This is a genomic window from Limnohabitans sp. (assembly GCF_017848645.1).
In the GTDB taxonomy this organism is placed as follows: Bacteria; Pseudomonadota; Gammaproteobacteria; order Burkholderiales; family Burkholderiaceae_C; genus Limnohabitans_A.
On sequence record NZ_JAFEIF010000060.1, the window covers coordinates 19,220 to 36,461 of the forward strand.

Annotated in this window: 16 protein-coding genes; 8 read left to right on the forward strand and 8 right to left on the reverse strand. The window is 62.9% G+C overall.

Translation table 11 applies throughout. The features are described from left to right. The first annotated feature begins 5 nt into the window (after positions 1-5). On the forward strand, positions 6-1,331 hold the full coding sequence (gene phoR / locus QZ190_RS13395; RefSeq protein ID WP_291917107.1) for a phosphate regulon sensor histidine kinase PhoR: 1,326 nt from the start codon (positions 6-8) through the stop codon (positions 1,329-1,331). Between the two features lie 31 nt (positions 1,332-1,362). On the opposite strand, the gene QZ190_RS13400 is transcribed toward phoR, so the two are convergent. The 5 genes from QZ190_RS13400 to trxA form a co-directional block, all read right to left on the reverse strand. Then, positions 1,363-2,736, reverse strand: a complete 1,374-nt coding sequence (locus QZ190_RS13400; protein ID WP_291917109.1) for an MATE family efflux transporter — start codon at positions 2,734-2,736, stop codon at positions 1,363-1,365. A gap of 3 nt (positions 2,737-2,739) precedes the next feature. Further along, complete coding sequence (locus QZ190_RS13405; protein WP_291917111.1) at positions 2,740-4,485, reverse strand: hypothetical protein; 1,746 nt, start codon at positions 4,483-4,485, stop codon at positions 2,740-2,742. 175 nt (positions 4,486-4,660) lie between these two features. Beyond that, entirely contained in the window at positions 4,661-4,924 is a 264-nt protein-coding gene (locus QZ190_RS13410) for a type B 50S ribosomal protein L31 (RefSeq protein ID WP_019425345.1), read from the reverse strand. 85 nt (positions 4,925-5,009) lie between these two features. Next, the gene (gene rho / locus QZ190_RS13415; RefSeq protein ID WP_108375621.1) at positions 5,010-6,272 is read right to left on the reverse strand and encodes a transcription termination factor Rho; all 1,263 of its coding nucleotides are present in this window, start codon (positions 6,270-6,272) and stop codon (positions 5,010-5,012) included. 246 nt (positions 6,273-6,518) lie between these two features. Next, entirely contained in the window at positions 6,519-6,851 is a 333-nt protein-coding gene (gene trxA, locus QZ190_RS13420) for a thioredoxin TrxA (RefSeq protein WP_062405886.1), read from the reverse strand. Positions 6,852-6,954: 103 nt separating this feature from the next. On the opposite strand from trxA, the gene QZ190_RS13425 reads away from it, so the two are divergent. The 5 genes from QZ190_RS13425 to QZ190_RS13445 all read left to right on the forward strand — a co-directional run bounded on the left by QZ190_RS13425 (position 6,955) and on the right by QZ190_RS13445 (position 13,467). Then, complete coding sequence (locus QZ190_RS13425) at positions 6,955-8,298, forward strand: TIGR03862 family flavoprotein (RefSeq protein ID WP_291917121.1); 1,344 nt, start codon at positions 6,955-6,957, stop codon at positions 8,296-8,298. 76 nt (positions 8,299-8,374) lie between these two features. Further along, the gene (locus QZ190_RS13430; RefSeq protein WP_291917123.1) at positions 8,375-8,668 is read left to right on the forward strand and encodes a hypothetical protein; all 294 of its coding nucleotides are present in this window, start codon (positions 8,375-8,377) and stop codon (positions 8,666-8,668) included. 102 nt (positions 8,669-8,770) lie between these two features. Then, positions 8,771-10,222 (forward strand): DEAD/DEAH box helicase, encoded by a 1,452-nt coding sequence (locus QZ190_RS13435; RefSeq protein WP_291917126.1) that lies wholly within the window; start codon positions 8,771-8,773, stop codon positions 10,220-10,222. 145 nt (positions 10,223-10,367) lie between these two features. Beyond that, a complete protein-coding gene (locus tag QZ190_RS13440; protein WP_291917128.1) occupies positions 10,368-12,548 on the forward strand; it encodes a TonB-dependent receptor in 2,181 nt (726 codons plus the stop codon). 52 nt (positions 12,549-12,600) lie between these two features. After that, positions 12,601-13,467 (forward strand): alpha/beta hydrolase, encoded by an 867-nt coding sequence (locus QZ190_RS13445; RefSeq protein ID WP_291917130.1) that lies wholly within the window; start codon positions 12,601-12,603, stop codon positions 13,465-13,467. Between the two features lie 81 nt (positions 13,468-13,548). Here QZ190_RS13445 and QZ190_RS13450 read toward each other — a convergent pair whose 3' ends face one another. The 3 genes from QZ190_RS13450 to QZ190_RS13460 form a co-directional block, all read right to left on the reverse strand. Next, positions 13,549-14,484 (reverse strand): tripartite tricarboxylate transporter substrate binding protein, encoded by a 936-nt coding sequence (locus QZ190_RS13450; protein ID WP_291917178.1) that lies wholly within the window; start codon positions 14,482-14,484, stop codon positions 13,549-13,551. A gap of 64 nt (positions 14,485-14,548) precedes the next feature. After that, positions 14,549-15,670 carry an NADH:flavin oxidoreductase/NADH oxidase gene (locus QZ190_RS13455; RefSeq protein WP_291917132.1) on the reverse strand — a complete coding sequence of 374 codons (1,122 nt, stop codon included), beginning with the start codon at positions 15,668-15,670 and terminating at the stop codon, positions 14,549-14,551. 145 nt (positions 15,671-15,815) lie between these two features. Then, positions 15,816-16,523, reverse strand: coding sequence for a pseudouridine synthase (locus tag QZ190_RS13460; protein ID WP_291917134.1), 708 nt, complete (start codon positions 16,521-16,523; stop codon positions 15,816-15,818). 115 nt (positions 16,524-16,638) lie between these two features. Here QZ190_RS13460 and QZ190_RS13465 point away from each other — a divergent pair, with 115 nt between their 5' ends. After that, entirely contained in the window at positions 16,639-16,932 is a 294-nt protein-coding gene (locus QZ190_RS13465) for a hypothetical protein (RefSeq protein WP_291917136.1), read from the forward strand. Further along, positions 16,919-17,239 (forward strand): hypothetical protein, encoded by a 321-nt coding sequence (locus QZ190_RS13470; RefSeq protein ID WP_291917137.1) that lies wholly within the window; start codon positions 16,919-16,921, stop codon positions 17,237-17,239. The genes QZ190_RS13465 and QZ190_RS13470 overlap by 14 nt, the downstream gene beginning before the upstream one ends. Positions 17,240-17,242 lie beyond the last annotated feature (3 nt).

Below are 17,242 nucleotides of genomic sequence, written 5' to 3' on the forward strand. Positions count from 1 at the left end.
GACGCATGGTTTTTTCGCTTCTCGAAATGCTCTTTTGGGTGGGCTTGGCGGGAATACCCGGCTGGTTTCTGGGTGGCACCCTGGGGGCTGTGCTGGGGGCTTTGCTGGCCTTGTTTGTCCATGGAGCCACGCTGCTTTGGAAGCTGGACCGGCTTGAGCGCTGGCTGAGTGCGCCAGTTTTGCGCCAGGACCCGCCTTGGCAGGGTGTTTGGCGCGAGATTTCGGTGCGCGTGCAGCGCATGCTGCGGCAGCAGGAAAAATTGGCCGCTGTGCATCAAAAGCAGCTGCAGGATTTCTTGCTGGCGATTCAAGCCTCGCCCAATGGTGTGATCTTGCTGGACGAACAAGCCCGCATCGAATGGTGCAACGACACGGCAGCGGCGCATCTGGGTCTGGATGCACAAAGGGACCGCTTGCAGCACATCGTGCACCTGGTGCGAGATCCCGTGTTTGCGCGGTATTTTGCGCAGGACAACCATGACTCGGAGGTGGTCATTGAAGGCCGCGCCAGCTCGGTCGTGAACAGGCAAAAACTGTCGGTGCAGTTGCACGCCTATGGGGAAGGGCGTTCGCTCCTTTTGAGCCGTGACATCACAGCCCTTTCGCAGGCAGATGCCATGCGCCGCGATTTTGTGGCCAACGTGTCGCATGAAATCCGTACGCCCTTGACGGTGCTCAGTGGCTTTGTGGAAACCCTGCAGTCGATTCCGTTGGATGCCCAGGCCACCCAGCATTACCTGCAGCTCATGTCGGCGCAATCGGATCGCATGCAGTCCCTGGTGGCCGATTTGTTGATGCTGTCGCAGCTTGAAGGCAGCCAGTTGCCCAGCACGCAAGAAAAAGTCTCTTTGGCGGCCTTGATGCTGCAAGTGACGACCGAAGCTCAGGCTTTTTCGGACTGGATGGCCAACAAAGGCCAGGGCCCTGTGCACCAATTGGAATTCGCGCCGGTGCCCGATGTGTATTTGCTGGGCGCACGCTCGGAGTTGTTGAGCGCGGTCTCCAATCTGGTGAGCAACGCGATCCGTTACACCCCATTGGGGGGGCGCATCCAGATCCACTGGTCCAGCACTCCCGAGGGCTTGATGTTCACCGTCAAGGACTCAGGCCCTGGCATTGCGGCAGAACATTTGCCGCGTCTGTCCGAGCGCTTTTACCGGGTGGACCGCAGCCGGTCCAGAGAAACCGGTGGGACGGGCTTGGGCCTGGCCATCACCAAGCACGTCATGCAACGCCACGGTGGAGAGCTGCGCATCGAAAGCGTTTTGGGTCAGGGCTCCACCTTCAAGTTGTTGCTGCCCTACAGCCGGGTCTTGAAAGACAAGCCCTGAAGTCTGGCATCAACCCCTTGAATCAACCCCTTTATGCGGCCTTGGTCATTTGGCCTGCCCCAGGCCGCGACACGCGCCAAACCAACGCCGCAAACAGCGCCGAGACGGCCGCCAGGGCCAAGCTGCTGCTGATCCAGAAGGTGTCTACGGCGGGGCGGCCGGTCCACTGCAGCCAGCCGCCCAGTGCCCCGTCGTCATAGGCCCACAGGTAGCCGCCATACAGGCCAAAGCCCCACAAAAAGGCGGTGTAGATCAGCAGCGGTGCGATGGTGATGCGGTAGCAGCGCAGCAAGAAGGCGCAGACCGCCTGCACCGCATCGGCCAGGTGGTAAACCGCCACCCAGGCCAGCCAGACCATGGCGGTTTGTGCCACCAGCGGGTCGTTGGTGAAGGCGTGTGCAATCGCTTCGCGGCCCAGCAGCAAGGCCGCAGCGCACAGCACCGCCGCGCCGATGGCCAGGCTGATGCCCAGCCCCGCCGCTTGCCGGGCGCGCTGGGGTTGCCCAGCCCCTAACCAATAACCGGTGCGGGCGCTGCTGGCAATGCCCAAGGCCAGCGGCACCATGTACAGCACCGAGGCCAGGCTGGCCGCAATCTGGTGGCTGGCCGAGGCCACCGCGCCCAGGCGGGCAATGAACAGGGCCATCAGGGTGAAGGACGTGACTTCCACCATGATGGACAGCCCGGCGGGCACACCCAGGCGCAAAAAGTGTCGCAACACCGACCACTGGGGTTTTTCAGGCAGATGCCACAGCTGGTAGGGGCGGTAAATGTCTTGTGTGCGCAAGAGCCAGAGCCCGGTGAGCATCATCAAGCTGTTCACCGCCAGCGTGGCCCAGGCGCAGCCCACTACGCCCATGCCGGGCACATCGCCTGCGCCAAAGGTCAGCAGCACCGACAAAGGAATCTTCACAAAAAGCGCGCCCGCTTGCAGCCAGGTCACCAGGCGCGGGTAACCCAGGCTCTGGTTGAGCGTGCTGTACATGCGAAACAGCAAGGAAGGCACCAGCGCCAGGGCCAGCACGCGCAAATAGGCCCGCACATCGGGCCAGAGTTCGGTGGGCACCTGGGTCCAGGACAGCCAGGGGTCGGGGAACCACAAACCGGTCATGCCCAGCGCCGCTGCGCCCGCCGAGATGTACAGAGCCTGTCGTACCGAGCGCCCGATCTCAGCTTGCCGGTTGCCGCCATGCAGCTCGGCCCAGACCGGCAGCAGTGCTTGCAGCATGCCGTTGAGGGCCACATAAATGCTGATGTAAATGGACGAGGCCAAGGACAACACGGCCAACGCATGCGGGCTGTAGCGCCCGGCAATGACCGTGTCGGCCACGCCAAAGGCCATGACGGCCAGCTGCCCGACCAGCACAGTGCCCGCATGGCGGGAGATGGTGCGCAGCTCCGACATGGCTCAGTTCTTGGCCGCGTCTGGCAGGGTGGGCGTCTCGTGGTGGGGCGGTTGTGAGGGACGGAAGATCAGCAGACGATCGCTGCGCTCACCCAGCCGGGCCGCAGTGGCTTCGGGTGTCCAGCCCAAGTCTTCGAGGTGATCGCTCAACAAGGGCAGGTTCTTTTCGTCCATGACCAGCCAAGGGCACTCGGCATTGGGCACGGTGGCCGCTTGCAGGCGCACCTGCGCGTGGAACAACAGGGCCGCGCCTTGCGCCTGGCTGATGCCAGCGTACTGCAGGCAACGGGCAGTGCCTGTGACCACTTGCACTTTTTGCACCGTGGGGCCGTAGCTGCGGGCAAAGTTGAGCAAGGGCAGCCACAGGCTCATGAGCAGCAGCCAGCACAGCACTGCGCCTGCTGCGGGCAGCACCATGCTCTTCCACAAGGCGGCGCGGTGGCTGCCTATGCGCCACTTGACCAACCAGGCCCAGGCCAGCGTGGCCAGCACACCCAAGCCAAAAGCCAAGGCAGAAAACTCCGGCAAAAACCCCGGGGCCAGTTTGGCGACGTTGGCCGCAGGTTTGGCCGGAAAGCCTGTTTGCATGGCCACCCAGATCACCCAGATGGTCAGGGCGCAAAAACTGAAAAACAGCAGGGTAAACCAGTCGATCAAGGCCCCCAGGCTGCGCCGCAAGGTGGGCAGCGCAAAAGCGGCCAGCGCGGCAATGCCCGGCAGGGCCAGCAGCAAGGCCCGGTCCGACAAGCCGGTGAACCAGGTGGCCCCGACCGTGACGGCCACAAACCACAATGGCAGTGCCAGGTGCGGGTAGCGCCAGGCTTGGCTCAACTGGGCCCGCCAGCGCCACAAGGACCACAGCGCCAAAGGCCAGGCCGGCCATGTGAACCACAGCATCAGCTTGGCCAGGATGTGCACATCGACCATGGTGTGCGGCACCACGCGCCAGCGCCACAAGTCGAGTGCGCCCGCAGTGGTCACGCACAGCAGGCACAGCAAAGCCAGCAGCCCCAGGTCGAGCATGCGCATGCGGCCTTGGGCCGGGTCGATGGGGGCCACGGCGCGGATCAGCGAACCGCCCACGCCCAGCCACAGGGCCACGCTGGGCGCGCCTGAGAGCGTCAGGCCCAGCATGCCCAAGCCCACTGCCAGGCCGCTGTGCAAGCGCCAGCGCGGCAAGGTGGACAAGCCCACAAAAATCAGCGACGCAAAACACAGCTGGCTGAGCGCGGGTGTGGCTTCGTGTGCCAGCCGTGCCAGGCCCAAGCAGGCGAGCAAGGCCAGCAAGCTGCCGTCGGCCAGTGCGCGGGCGTAGTCACCCGGCTTGGCCTCGCCCCCAAAGGCAAAGGCCACAGGCTGCGCAGCGGGGTGACGGGCCAATGCGTACACCGCATACCAGGTGGCGGCCAGTGTCAGGGCCAGCATGCCCACAAAGGGCAGACGGGCGAACACGTCTTCCCAGCCCGGCGGTGCCCACTGGATAAAACCTGCCCCCAGCCAATAAGGCAGCAAAGCCAGTTGCGGGTCGTGCTGGCCCAGCAAGCTGGGCCTGAACCAGTTGGCTGCTTCGCCCAGCGCGGGCTGGGCCAGCTGCAGCATGTAGCCCAGGGACTCCAGATCTTGGGCTTTCCAGGGCGCACGCCCCCAAAAACCGGGCAACACATAGGCCACGCACAGCAGCAACAAGGCCAGGCGCGGCAATCTGCGCACGGCACTTTGGGCAACGATGGCGGGGGTGGGCAGGTTCAAGGGACTGGGCAATCAGGTCAGGGGTAAAAGCTGGGGCAAAGGTTGGGGCGCTGGGCTTCGTATTTTAGAAAAGCCGGGCCAACTTGGCTTGCTGTTGAGCCAGGTGGGCCCAGGCCCATGCAAAAAGGGCAGGCCGGTTGCCCGGGCTGCCCTTTGGGTGACACCAATGCGCGAATTACTTGGCGATGGTGGTGGTCTTGCCGAAACGGTTGCGGAACTTCTCCACGCGGCCGCCCATGTTGTCCACCGACTTTTGCGTGCCTGTGTAGAAGGGGTGCGACTCGCTGGTCGTGTCCAGCTTGTACCAAGGCAGCTCGCGGCCGTCTTCCATTTTGATCATCTCTTTGGTGTTAGCGCATGAACGGGTCACGAACTTGAAACCATTGGACATGTCTTGGAAGCAAACTTCACGGTAGTTGGGGTGAATGCCGTCTTTCATGGGGAAATCCTTTTATTTTCGCTACGGTAGCCACTCCTCAGCCTATCTGAGAGCACTTTCCGCAAAACCTGTCGATTATAGGGTATCAGCCGCCGCGTCGCATCATGTCGAAGAACTCGGAGTTGTTCTTGGTCGCTTTCATGCTCTTCAAGACCATCTCCATCGCTTCGATCTCGTCCATGTTGTACATGAATTGACGCAAGATGCGGGTTTTTTGCAGCACTTCGGGCTGGAGCAGCAACTCTTCGCGACGTGTACCACTGCGGTTCAAGTTGATGGCCGGGAACACGCGCTTTTCGTACAGGCGGCGCTCCAGGTGAATCTCGCAGTTGCCGGTGCCCTTGAATTCTTCAAAGATCACCTCGTCCATGCGGCTGCCAGTGTCGACCAGGGCGGTGGCGATGATGGTCAAACTGCCGCCTTCTTCCACGTTACGGGCTGCACCAAAGAAACGCTTGGGGCGTTGCAACGCGTTGGCATCCACACCGCCCGACAGCACTTTGCCCGATGAGGGCACCACGTTGTTGTAGGCGCGGGCCAGGCGGGTGATCGAGTCCAGCAGGATCACCACGTCTTTTTTCAATTCCACCAAGCGCTTGGCGCGCTCGATCACCATTTCGGCCACGTGCACGTGGCGCGAGGCGGGTTCGTCAAAGGTTGAAGAGATCACTTCGCCGCGCACGCTGCGCTGCATTTCGGTCACTTCTTCCGGGCGCTCGTCCACCAGCAACACCATCAGGTGCACATCGGGGTAGTTGGCGGTGATGGCGTGGGCGATCTGCTGCATCATCACCGTCTTGCCCGACTTGGGCTGCGCCACGATCAGGGCGCGCTGGCCGCGGCCGAGCGGGGCGATGATGTCGATCACGCGGGAAGTGATGTTTTCTTCGCCCTTGATGTCACGCTCCAGACGCATCTGCTCTTTGGGGAACAGCGGCGTCAGGTTCTCGAACATGACTTTGTGTTTGTTGTTCTCGGGCAGGTCGTCGTTGACCTTGTCCAGCTTGGTCAGGGCAAAGTAGCGCTCGCCGTCTTTGGGGATGCGCACTTCGCCTTCAATCATGTCGCCGGTGTGCAGGTTAAAGCGCCGCACTTGGCTGGGGCTGATGTAAATGTCATCAGTGGATGCGGTGTAGCTGGAGTCGGGGCTGCGCAGAAAGCCAAAGCCGTCGGGCAGGATTTCCAGCACGCCGTCGGCAAAGACCTGTTCGCCCGCTTTGGCGCGCTTTTTGATGATGGCAAACATCAGCTCCTGTTTGCGCATGCGACCGGTGTTCTCGATTTCGAGCGTGTCGGCTTGCTTCAGGAGTTCGGACACATGAAGTGCCTTGAGTTCGTTCAAATGCATGGGAATGGGCCTGTGGCGAATCGGTCGGCTGGGGACCGTATTTCGGATAACCGGGTGGATATGTTCTGGACCGGATGCCGCCCGGGTTTGGGGGCTGTTGCTTCCGGCAGTCTTGGCGCTGTCCCGTGTTCGGGTTGCCTGCGGGAAATTATGACAGGTTTTCGCGCAGCCCCGAAAACAAAAAACCGGGCCATGCGGGCCCGGTTGTGGGGGGCACGTCCGGCACCGCCGGACGGCATGCATGCATCAGGCCAGTTGCTGGTCGATGAAAGCGGTCAATTGCGACTTGCTCATGGCGCCCACTTTGGTGGCCGCGAGCTGGCCGCCCTTGAAGATCATGAGGGTGGGGATGCCGCGAATGCCGAACTTGGCGGGGATGTCGCGGTTGTCGTCGACGTTCATCTTGGCGATTTGCAGCTTGCCTTCGTAGGCGCTGGCCACTTCGTCCAGGATGGGGGCAATCATTTTGCAGGGGCCGCACCATTCGGCCCAGAAGTCCACCACCACGGGTTGGCTGGATTGGAGCACGTCGGCTTCGAAGGTGGCGTCGGTGGTGTGTTTGATCAGATCGCTGGCCATGGCCTTTTCCTTGTGAACATTGAGATGCAGCTAAAGTTGCGCCTATTTTGACAGAAACTCGGTGCATTCGCGTGCTACACCCCCCTTGCCAGACCACAAAGACATGAGCCTTCCAGACCCAACTTCCCATTTACATGATGCGCTTGAGCTTTCGGTGGAGGTGGCCATTGTGGGCGGAGGCCCGGCCGGTTTGATGGCGGCCGAGGTTTTGTCGCAAGCGGGCGTGTCCGTGCACTTGTTTGACGCCATGCCCTCGGTGGGGCGCAAGTTTTTGCTGGCAGGCAAGGGCGGTTTGAACCTCACCCATGCCGAGCCCTCGGCCGCGTTCAACACCCGTTTTGGCGCACGCGAGGCTTGGGTCAGCCAATGGCTGTCCGCGCTGGGTGCGCAAGGGGTGCGCGATTGGGCTGAGGGCTTGGGTGTGAGTACTTTTGTCGGTAGCTCGGGGCGTGTGTTTCCGGCCGAGATGAAAGCCGCGCCCTTGCTGCGGGCCTGGTTGCAGCGCCTGCGCCACCCCGACAGTGGTGTGCCGGTGCAGTTCCACATGCGACACCGTTGGCTGGGCTGGCAAGGCGATCACCTGGTGTTTGGGCGTCGGGACGATGCCCCGCCGCTGCGGGTGAAAGCCGGGGCCACTGTGCTGGCGCTGGGCGGGGCCAGTTGGCCGCACCTTGGATCTGACGGTGCCTGGCAGGTCCATTTGCAGCAAGAGGGTGTAGAGGTTGCCCCTTTGAAGCCCGCCAACTGCGGCTTTGATGTGCTGGGGCGTGAGGGCCAGGGCTGGACGGCGCACTTCAGGGACAAGTTGGCCGGGCATCCACTCAAGTCGGTGGTGCTCACGGTGCCAGCCCCGCAGGGGGCTGGGCCAGAGGTGGCCGCCCAGACCCCGCGTTTTAAGCGCAAGGGTGAATTTGTGCTCACCGAGACCGGGATCGAGGGCAGTCTGGTCTACGCCGCATCGGCCTGGCTGCGCGACGATCTGGCTGAGCATGGGCAGGCCCATTTGCTGCTGGACTTGTTACCCGACAAAACACCCGAGCAGGTTCTCAAGGACGTGGCCTGGCCGCGCGGCAGCCGCAGCCTGAGCAGCCACCTCAAGAGCCGACTGGGCCTGGACGGCGCGAAGATGGGCTTGCTGTTCGAGCTGTGCACACCCGAGACTTTGGCCCGGCCCGAAGCCCTGGCCGCGCACATCAAGGCTCTGCCCGTCCCCTTGAAGTGCCCCCGGCCCGTGGCCGAGGCGATCAGCACCGCCGGGGGAGTGGCGCTGCAGGCCATGGGGCCTGATTTGATGCTGGCAGCCCGCCCGGGTGTGTTTTGCGCAGGTGAGATGCTCGACTGGGAAGCGCCCACGGGCGGCTACCTGCTCACTGCCTGCCTGGCCAGCGGTCGTCAGGCGGCGCAAGGGGTGCTCAAAAGCCTGGCCACCCAGTCGCACACAATTTGATACGGGTTGTGTATTCCTTTGGGCCCCGGGCTGCGTTATGTAAGGGTTCACCAACTCATCCATGACCGAGGTCCCCATGTCTCCAGAAGCCAGCCAGGAATACCAGCGTGCCGTAGAAGAGGCAGCCAACGCCTTCATGAAGGTGATGAGCCTGCGGGGTTTTCAGGTGCGGGACTACCCGCAAAACTTTGTGGCCCAGATGGCCCAGACCACCCGTTTGGCCTTTGAGACCAACCGCCAGGGCGCACACGATCGCGCCGATAACTTGGTCTCCGACATGCTCAGCGCTGCCGCATCCCTGAGCACCACCCCGGCCAAAGTGCCCCACAAAAAGTCTGCTTTCCCCTCGCTGCGCCGCCGCCTGGCTTAACAGCTGCGGCCCGGGCCGTTTGCGCCCCAGTGGAGGCTCGGGCACCGGGTCTCATCTGCCATTTTTGGCAATGGCAGTTCAAAATGCGACAATAGCGGGTTAATGACCGACTCTTTTTCAAATTTATCGCTGGCACCTACGCTGGCACGAGCCGTGGCCGAAATGGGCTACGAATCCATGACCCCTATCCAGGCCCAAGCCATTCCGGTGGTGTTGACGGGCCAGGACGTGATGGGCGCGGCCCAGACCGGTACCGGCAAGACAGCAGCGTTTTCGTTGCCTTTGCTGCAGCGCCTGCTCAAGCACGAAAACCCCTCCACCTCGCCCGCCCGACACCCCGTGCGCGCTTTGGTGTTGCTGCCCACCCGTGAGTTGGCCGACCAAGTCGCCCAACAAATCAAGCTGTACGCCAAGTACACCCAGCTGCGCAGCGCGGTGGTGTTTGGCGGCATGGACATGAAGCCCCAGACCCTGGAGCTGAAAAAAGGCGTTGAGGTGCTGGTGGCCACACCGGGCCGCTTGCTGGACCACATCGAAGCCAAAAACGCGGTCTTGAACCAAGTGGAATATGTGGTGCTGGACGAAGCCGACCGCATGTTGGACATCGGCTTTTTGCCCGATCTGCAGCGCATCCTGAGCTACTTGCCCAAGCAGCGCACCACGCTGCTGTTCTCGGCCACCTTCTCGCCCGAGATCAAGCGCTTGGCCGGCAGCTACCTGCAAAACCCCATCACCATCGAGGTGGCCCGCCCCAACGAAACCGCGTCCACCGTTGAGCAGCGTTTTTACGCTGCGCAAGACGACGACAAGCGCCGCGTGATCCGCAAGGTGCTGGACGACCGGGGCATCAAGCAGGCCTTCATCTTTGTGAACAGCAAGCTCGGCTGCGGCCGCTTGGCCCGTTCTTTGGAGCGCGAAGGTTTGCGCACTGCCGCCTTGCACGGCGACAAAAGCCAGGACGAGCGCCTGAAAGCACTGGAAGCTTTCAAGCAAGGCGAGGTCGATTTGCTGGTTTGTACCGACGTGGCCGCCCGTGGGCTCGACATCAAAGACGTGCCAGCCGTGTTCAACTTCGATGTGCCTTTCAACGCCGAAGACTATGTGCACCGCATTGGCCGCACGGGCCGCGCCGGGGCTTCGGGCTTGGCCGTGACCTTGGTCAGCCCCTCAGACACGCGTTTGGTGGCCGACATTGAAAAGCTGATCAAGAAAAAGCTGGAAGTCGAAACCCTGCAGCTGGACACCGCACCCGCTGGCCCCGCGCCCGAGAAGTGGGGCACACGCGCCGAAGACCGACCCCGCGCCCGCGCTTCTGAAGGCCGCCGCCGCGACGACTTTGACCCGCGAGACGCCCTTGAATCGCCTCGCGAGCGCCGAGGCGGCTTTCGCCCCGCACCCATCAACCGCGACCCTTTCTTCAGCAAGCCTTATGAGGCCCCCCCTGCCGACGTGTCGCCAAGCTGGGATGCAGTACCCAAAGCGCCGCGCTCATCGATTTCGGCCAACATCAAGCCCAAGCGCAAGGTGGCGGCTTTGTTCAAAGCGGACGAGTGATGCTTTCAGGGCTGTGTCTGCCCGAGTGACCCCTCGTTGGTCCTGGGGCTGACCCCGGCTTTTACGTGCGCTTTACACACCAGCGGCCGGGCGCTGTCAAAATGCCCGGATGCGTGCACATCATCCCCATCCCCCCCTTCGCCCCTTGACCCACAGCCTGTTGCTGGCTGGGGTTGCTTTGTATTGGCTGCCCGCTTCGGGCTGGGCTCAAAGCCCAGCCAGCGCGACGCCCAGCGCCCCTTCGGCCACCGCGCCCGCTGCGGCCCCGACTGATCTGGGCCAGGTGGAAATCCGCAGCAACCGCAACAACGACACCGAGGTGCGCCGCGAGTCTTCGGCCTCCAAAATCGTCATTGGCCGTGAAGAGATCGAGAAGCAAGGCGACTCGACCCTGGGTGAGGTGCTCAAGCGTTTGCCTGGCGTCACGGTGCAGGGTGCGCCCGGCCGAGGTGGCGCCATCCGCATGCGGGGCCTGGGCGGCGGTTACACCCAGATCCTGCTCGACGGCGAACGCGTGCCACCAGGCTTTTCCATCGACTCACTCACCCCCGAGCAGGTCGAAAAAATCGAAATCATGCGCGCCCCCACGGCTGAAACCGGCGCGCGGGCCATCGCAGGCACCATCAACATCGTGCTGCGCGAGGGCCAAAAGGCCAACCCCGACGACCTCAAAATCACCCGCGGCCAGGAGCATGGCGAGGGCTCGACCATGCTCAGCTGGGTGCACAACCTCAAGACGCAGCCCCTGACTGGCACCGTGACCTTGTCTTTGATGGACCAGTACCGTCCGGACGAAAGCACATCGGTCATCACCTCCGAGCCGGGTGTTGACACCGTCCGCTTCAACGAATCGCTGGGCCACCGCAAAGCCCTGCACGGCAATGCCCGCTTGCAGTGGAAAGGCGAGCAGGGCCGCACCCTCACGCTCACCCCCTTTGTGGTGTATTCGGACTACGCCAGCCCCGGCCAAGTGCAGGTCCGCGAGACAGAGGGCGGCTTGCGGTCAGACAGCGCCCAGACACTGAACCAAAGCATTTTTGCCATGGCCCGCTTGAACGGCCATTGGGCGCAGCGCCTGTCGGCCGATGACCGGCTGGAGTTGCGCTTTGGCTTGGGCCAGTCGAAGTACGACTTTCGCCTTGACCAGACGGGCGCGGCCGATGTGCTGCTGTTCAACGGCTTTGAAACACAAAACTTTGTGGACCGAACAGGCAGCCTGAACGGCAAATGGACCCGTGCCATGGACAACGGCCACCAGATCGTCAGCGGCCTGGAGCTCGAAAGCGTTCGCCGGGTGGAAGAGGCCAATGCCGCCGTGGACGAGGACGGTGGCGACATCCGGGCGCGCACCATGCGCTGGGCCGCTTACACGCAAGACGAGTTCAAGATCAACGCCAACTGGTCGGCCTACGCTGGCTTGCGCTACGAATCCATCCTGACCGAAGGCACCAGCGAACAAGGGCTCAAGTCCAACACCAGCTCAGTCTGGACCCCCTTGCTGCACGCGCTTTGGAAGCCCGACCCGGCCAAGCGTGACCAGGTGCGCATGAGCCTGACCCGCAGCTACAAAACCCCCACGCTCTACAACCTGGTGGCCCGGCCCGTGCCTTCGCGCGAAGCCAACAGCCCCACCCGCCCTGACCGCGTGGGCAACCCCGACTTGAGGCCTGAAATGGCCACCGGCATCGATGTGGCCTTTGAGCGCTACCTGAGCGGCGGCGGTGTGCTCAGCGCCAACGTGTTTCACCGCCAGATCAGCGACCTGATCCGCTACACCGTGGCCCAGCAAAGCAGCCCCTCCTGGGCGCCAGGCCAGGACCGTTGGGTGTCATCGCCCATCAACCTGGGCGATGCCACCACGCAAGGCATCGAGCTCGAAGCCAAGTTCCGTCTGGACCAGGTGCGCACTGGTGCCTTGCCTGTGGACATCCGCAGCAACCTGAGCCTGTTCAGCTCCCGGGTCAAGCAGGTGCCCGGCCCTGACAACCGGCTGGACCAGCAACCCGGCATGACGGCCAACCTGGGGGCCGATTACCGCGTGCGCAGCATCCCGCTCACACTGGGCGGCAACCTCAACTGGAACCCCGACTACGACACCCGCCGCAGCGAGCAGCAATGGTCCTACCAAGGCACCAAACGTGTGCTCGATGTGTATGGCCAATGGCGCTTTTCCCCCGCCACCGCCTTGCGCCTGACGGTGAGCAACCTCACCCCCCGCGACTACCTGACCTCGTCCACCTACAGCGGCAACGGCGTGAGCGAAACCTCCCGCAACACCGCACCGAACTGGCGCAATGTGCAGTTGCGCTTGGAGATGAAAATCTGACGTTTCTTGTGCCAAGATGGTGGTCTAAGTACACACACAACAGGAGACCCACATGCCCCAAAAAGACGCCGCTTGGCATGACCGCATGTACAACAACCGGGCCTTGGTGCCCGACTTTGCGGACCACTTTGCGCATTGGCAAAACGCCTCGGCACAAGCCCGCGAGCGCCTGAAAGGCCATTTGGATTTGCGCTACGGCGACGGCCCGGGCGAGACCCTGGACATTTTTCCGGCCGCGCAGCCGAACGCCCCGGTGGTGATCTTCATCCACGGCGGCTATTGGCGCAGCCTGGACAAATCAGACCACTCTTTCGTGGCCCCGGCTTTGCGCGACATGGGCGCCTGCGTGGTGGTGGTCAATTACGCGCTGTGCCCCGGCACGCCCGAGCAGCCTGTCACCATTCCCGACATCGCCTTGCAAATGGCCAAAGCCACCGCCTGGGTGGGGCGGCACATTGCCGAGCACGGCGGTGACCGGGGCAACATCAGCGTCATCGGCCACTCGGCGGGCGGTCACCTGGCGGCCATGCTGCTGGGCTGCGACTGGAAAAAACTGGGCCGCGACTTGCCCGCTGGCCTGGTGCGCAAAGCCCTGTCCATCTCGGGCCTGTTTGACCTGGAGCCGCTGCGCAAGACGCCGTTTCTTCAGGGCGACTTGCGCCTCACGTCTGCGCAGGTGCGCCTGTGCAGCCCGGCCAAATGGCAGCGCCCACGACAGGGCGTGCTGTATGCGGTGGCCGGGGGCGACGAAAGCCCCGAGTTTTTGCGCCACAACCGCTTGATCCACCAGGCCTGGGGTCCTAAAACCGTGCCCGTGTGCGAAGACTTGGGCGGCCTCAACCACTTCAGCATCGTGACCGACCTGACGCGGCCCGGCACGCGTTTGCATGCGCTGGCCCAGCAGCTGATCGCTGCTTAAAACAAAAAAGCCCCAGCGGCATGGCCGCTGGGGCTAGGGTTTTCAGGCCCGTATTTCAGCCCCGCCCATGCGGGGCTTTTTTCAATCCAGCTTGATGTTCGCGGTCTTGATGGCCTGGGTCCAATCGGCGATTTCGCGGTCCAGCAGTTTGGTCATGTCGGCCGGGGCCAGAAAGCGCACTTCAATGCCCGCTTGGTCAGCCCGCTGCTTGCTCTCGGGCAGGTCCAGGCTGCGCTTGACGGCATCGGCCAGTTGGTTGATGGTGGCCGCAGGCGTGCCCGCTGGGGCATACAGGGCCACCCAGGCTTCCAGGTCAATGTTGGGGTAACCCGCTTCGGCCATGGTGGGCACTTGCGGCATGCCGGGGTGGCGTTTTTTGCCGGTGACGGCCAGCGCCTTGAGTTTGCCGGCCTGGATGTGCTGCATCACCGAGGGCGGCGTGGTCATGAACACCTGCACCTGGCCCCCCAACACGTCGGCAATGGCCTGGCCCGAACCCTTGTAAGGCACATGCACCAAATCGACGGCCGTTTGCTGCTTGAAGATCTCGGTGCCGATGTGCGAGACCGAGCCGTTGCCTTGAGACGCGTAGTTCAGCTTGCCCGGGTTTTGCTTCAAATACGCGATGAACTCCCGCATGTTGTTGGCAGGCACCGAGGGGTGCACCGCCACCACGTTGGTGGCCACGGTGATCAAGCCCACGGGCGTCAAATCTTTCAATTCCCATGGCAGTTTGCTCATGAGAATGGGGTTGGCAATGTGGTAACCCGAGTACGACACCAGCAAGGTGTGACCGTCTTTGGGGCTGCGGGCCACTTGTTGGTAAGCCAGGTTGCCGCTGGCGCCGCCCTTGTTGTCGATCACGACCGACTGGCCAATCAAACGGCCCAAAGGCTCCGAGATCAAGCGGGCCGAGGTGTCGACCAAGCCGCCGGGCGGCACGGGCACGACCAAGGTGATGGGCTTGCTGGGGAAGGCTTGCGCCATCAGGGCCATGGGTGCGCACAGGCTGGCCATGGCCAGCAGTTTGGAAAATTGACGGCGAGTGTTCATGTGTCTCTCTCTTTTTGGGGTTTGGAAATCAGCGCATGCCAATCTTGGCGTCGTTGAAGATGTTTTTGGCTTCGCGGGGCAGGCTGCGCCAGTACTGGTGTTGGGAGTCGACGGTGCCACCCAAGGCCACGGCCGCTTCCCAGCCCCAGCGCGGCTTGTACAAAAAGCTGCGGGCCAGCGCCACCAGATCAGCGTCGCCACGCTGCAGCACGGCTTCGGCCTGAGCAGGCTCGGTGATCAGGCCCACGGCGATGGTGGTCAGGTCCGATGCGTCTTTGACCGTTTTGGCCAGGTGCACTTGGTACTCGGGGCCCAAGGCAATTTTTTGCAAGGGCGAGACGCCGCCCGAAGAGATGTGCACGAACTGCGCCCCGGCTTGCTTGAGCTGGACCGACAAGGCGGCGGTTTCTTCGACCGTCCAGCCGCCGTCGACCCAGTCGGTGCCTGAAATGCGCATGCCCAACGTGCCGCCAAAGGCTTCGCGCACGGCTTGGAATACTTCCATCGGAAAGCGAATGCGGTTTTCAAACGAGCCGCCATACACGTCGGTGCGCTGGTTGGAAATGGGCGACAAAAACTGGTGCAGCAAATAGCCGTGCGCGGCGTGCAACTCCACCGCCTCGATGCCCAGTTCGTGGCTGCGGCGGGCGGTGTTGACAAAGTCAGCCTTGGTTTGTGCGATGTCGGCCAGGCTCATCTCGGTGGGGGCCGCTTCATTGGGCAGGTGGGGCAGGGCGCTGGGCGCCACGGGCTGCCAGCCGCCGTTTTCGGGAGTGATCAGCATGCCGCCGTCCCAAGGGGCTGCGCTCGAAGCCTTGCGGCCTGCGTGGCTGATCTGGATGCACACGGGCATGGCGGGGGCTTGGCGTCGGGCGCGGTGCAGTTTGTCGGCCAGCGCCGCTTGCGTCGCATCGTCCCACAAGCCTAAACAACCGGGGCTGATGCGGCCCACGGCCGACACGGCGGTGGCCTCGATGGTGAACAGGCCCGCGCCGCTGTTGAGCATGTTGGTCCAGTGCGTCAGGTGCCAGTCGGTGGCCTGACCGTGGTCGGCCGAGTACTGGCACATGGGCGCGACCACGATGCGGTTGGGCAAGGTGAGCGGGCCGGAGGGGGCGTTGAAGGTGAAAGGCGTGAAGAGCAGGCTCATGGGGTGTCGAAATGATGAAGGCCAAGGGCAGGGTCCGAACGGGCCAAACTGGCCGAACAGGCCGAACAGGCCGCGATCTTAGGCAAGGCTTGGGTGGTGCCGTATCCGCTGTGCGACAACAAGCACTGCGGCTGTGTGGGCTTTTTTAAGAGAAAAGGTCCCACAGCCTCCACTCGCTGGGCAGCGGCGATGCCAAACGCAGCCGCTGCCCGCTGACCGGGTGGGGCAGTTCCAGGCTTTGTGCATGCAACCACAGCCGCTGCAGCCCGATCAAATCAGCCACGGCCCGGTTGAGTGGCCCTTTGCCGTGTGTGGCGTCGCCAATGATCGGGTGGGCGATGTGCTTCATGTGGCGGCGCAGCTGATGGCGCCGGCCCGTGAGGGGCTCCAGGGCCACTTCGGCGCAGCGGGTGCTGGCAAAGCCTTGCTGCGGTTGGGAATGGGGCAGCGGCAACTCAAAGCGGCGCAGGGTGGCAAAGCGGCTTTGGGCGGGCTGCACTTCCATGCGCTCGGTGCGCATGTCGTCGGGCATACGCTTGAGAGGGTGGTCGATCAAGCCCTCATCGGCGGGCCAGCCGCGCACCACAGCGCGGTAAGTTTTGTGCAGGCCATCGCCGCTTTCAAAAGCCTGGCCCAGCAAGCGCGCCACCTCGGCGCTCAGTGCAAACACCAGCACACCGCTGGTGCCTTTGTCCAGGCGGTGCACGGGCCAGACGTGTTGCCCGATTTGGTCGCGCAGGGTTTGCAGCACAAAGCGGGTTTCGCCCTTGTCCAGTGGGGTGCGATGCACCAGCCAGCCAGCGGGCTTGTTGACGATGGCCAAGTGTTCATCGCGGTAAAGAAGGTCCAACATGGCTTCGATTGTCGCGTTGTCTGTATGGGGGTCTGCGTCGCCCATAACCGCAGACCGAAAGGGTGGAACGCGGGGGGTGTGATGACAAAATGCACACGTTGTCTAAAATGCGTTCATGAAACCCATGCGCTGGAACGCCGAAAAAAACCAGTGGCTCCAATCGGAGCGGGGTGTTTCGTTTGAAAGCATGGTCGTGGCCATCGAGGGGCAGGGGCTGCTGGACATCCTGGCGCATCCCAACGCGGGGCAGTATCCCGGCCAACGCATTTTGGTGGTGGCCCACGCGGGCTATGCCTACTTGGTGCGTTTTGTGGAAGATGTGGACCATTTTTTTCTCAAAACCGTGATCCCCAGCCGCAAGGCCACCCGTGATTATTTGAAACAAGGAGTCGACGATGTCCAAGATTGACCGCAAAGTGGACCGTGAAGAGGCCGAACTGCTCGACTTGTTCAACAAGGGGCAGCTCCAATCGGTGGCCAGCCCCAGCGAGCTGGCCCATTTCAAAGCGGCTGCACGAGCCACCTCCATCAAGGACCGGCGGGTCAACATCCGCTTGTCTTCGGGTGATCTGTCGGACATCCAGACCAAAGCGCTGGAAGAGGGCATCCCGTACCAAACCCTGATCGCCAGTGTGCTGCACAAATATGTCTCGGGTCGATTGACCGAGCGCCCTGTGTCTGGCCCCGCGCCCAGTCTCAACCCCCCTTTGCTCTGAAGT

What these genes read in the sequence shown, in the direction of transcription:
- QZ190_RS13470 (WP_291917137.1), top strand. Translation starts at nt 16,919, where the DNA reads ATGTCCAAGATTGACCGCAAAGTGGACCGTGAAGAGGCCGAACTGCTC.
- rho (WP_108375621.1), bottom strand. Translation starts at nt 6,272, where the DNA reads ATGCATTTGAACGAACTCAAGGCACTTCATGTGTCCGAACTCCTGAAG.
- QZ190_RS13450 (WP_291917178.1), bottom strand. Translation starts at nt 14,484, where the DNA reads ATGGCCAGCCTGTGCGCACCCATGGCCCTGATGGCGCAAGCCTTCCCC.
- QZ190_RS13455 (WP_291917132.1), bottom strand. Translation starts at nt 15,670, where the DNA reads ATGAGCCTGCTCTTCACGCCTTTCACCTTCAACGCCCCCTCCGGCCCG.
- QZ190_RS13445 (WP_291917130.1), top strand. Translation starts at nt 12,601, where the DNA reads ATGCCCCAAAAAGACGCCGCTTGGCATGACCGCATGTACAACAACCGG.
- QZ190_RS13465 (WP_291917136.1), top strand. Translation starts at nt 16,639, where the DNA reads ATGAAACCCATGCGCTGGAACGCCGAAAAAAACCAGTGGCTCCAATCG.
- phoR (WP_291917107.1), top strand. Translation starts at nt 6, where the DNA reads ATGGTTTTTTCGCTTCTCGAAATGCTCTTTTGGGTGGGCTTGGCGGGA.
- QZ190_RS13435 (WP_291917126.1), top strand. Translation starts at nt 8,771, where the DNA reads ATGACCGACTCTTTTTCAAATTTATCGCTGGCACCTACGCTGGCACGA.
- trxA (WP_062405886.1), bottom strand. Translation starts at nt 6,851, where the DNA reads ATGGCCAGCGATCTGATCAAACACACCACCGACGCCACCTTCGAAGCC.
- QZ190_RS13400 (WP_291917109.1), bottom strand. Translation starts at nt 2,736, where the DNA reads ATGTCGGAGCTGCGCACCATCTCCCGCCATGCGGGCACTGTGCTGGTC.
- QZ190_RS13410 (WP_019425345.1), bottom strand. Translation starts at nt 4,924, where the DNA reads ATGAAAGACGGCATTCACCCCAACTACCGTGAAGTTTGCTTCCAAGAC.
- QZ190_RS13425 (WP_291917121.1), top strand. Translation starts at nt 6,955, where the DNA reads ATGAGCCTTCCAGACCCAACTTCCCATTTACATGATGCGCTTGAGCTT.
- QZ190_RS13460 (WP_291917134.1), bottom strand. Translation starts at nt 16,523, where the DNA reads ATGTTGGACCTTCTTTACCGCGATGAACACTTGGCCATCGTCAACAAG.
- QZ190_RS13430 (WP_291917123.1), top strand. Translation starts at nt 8,375, where the DNA reads ATGTCTCCAGAAGCCAGCCAGGAATACCAGCGTGCCGTAGAAGAGGCA.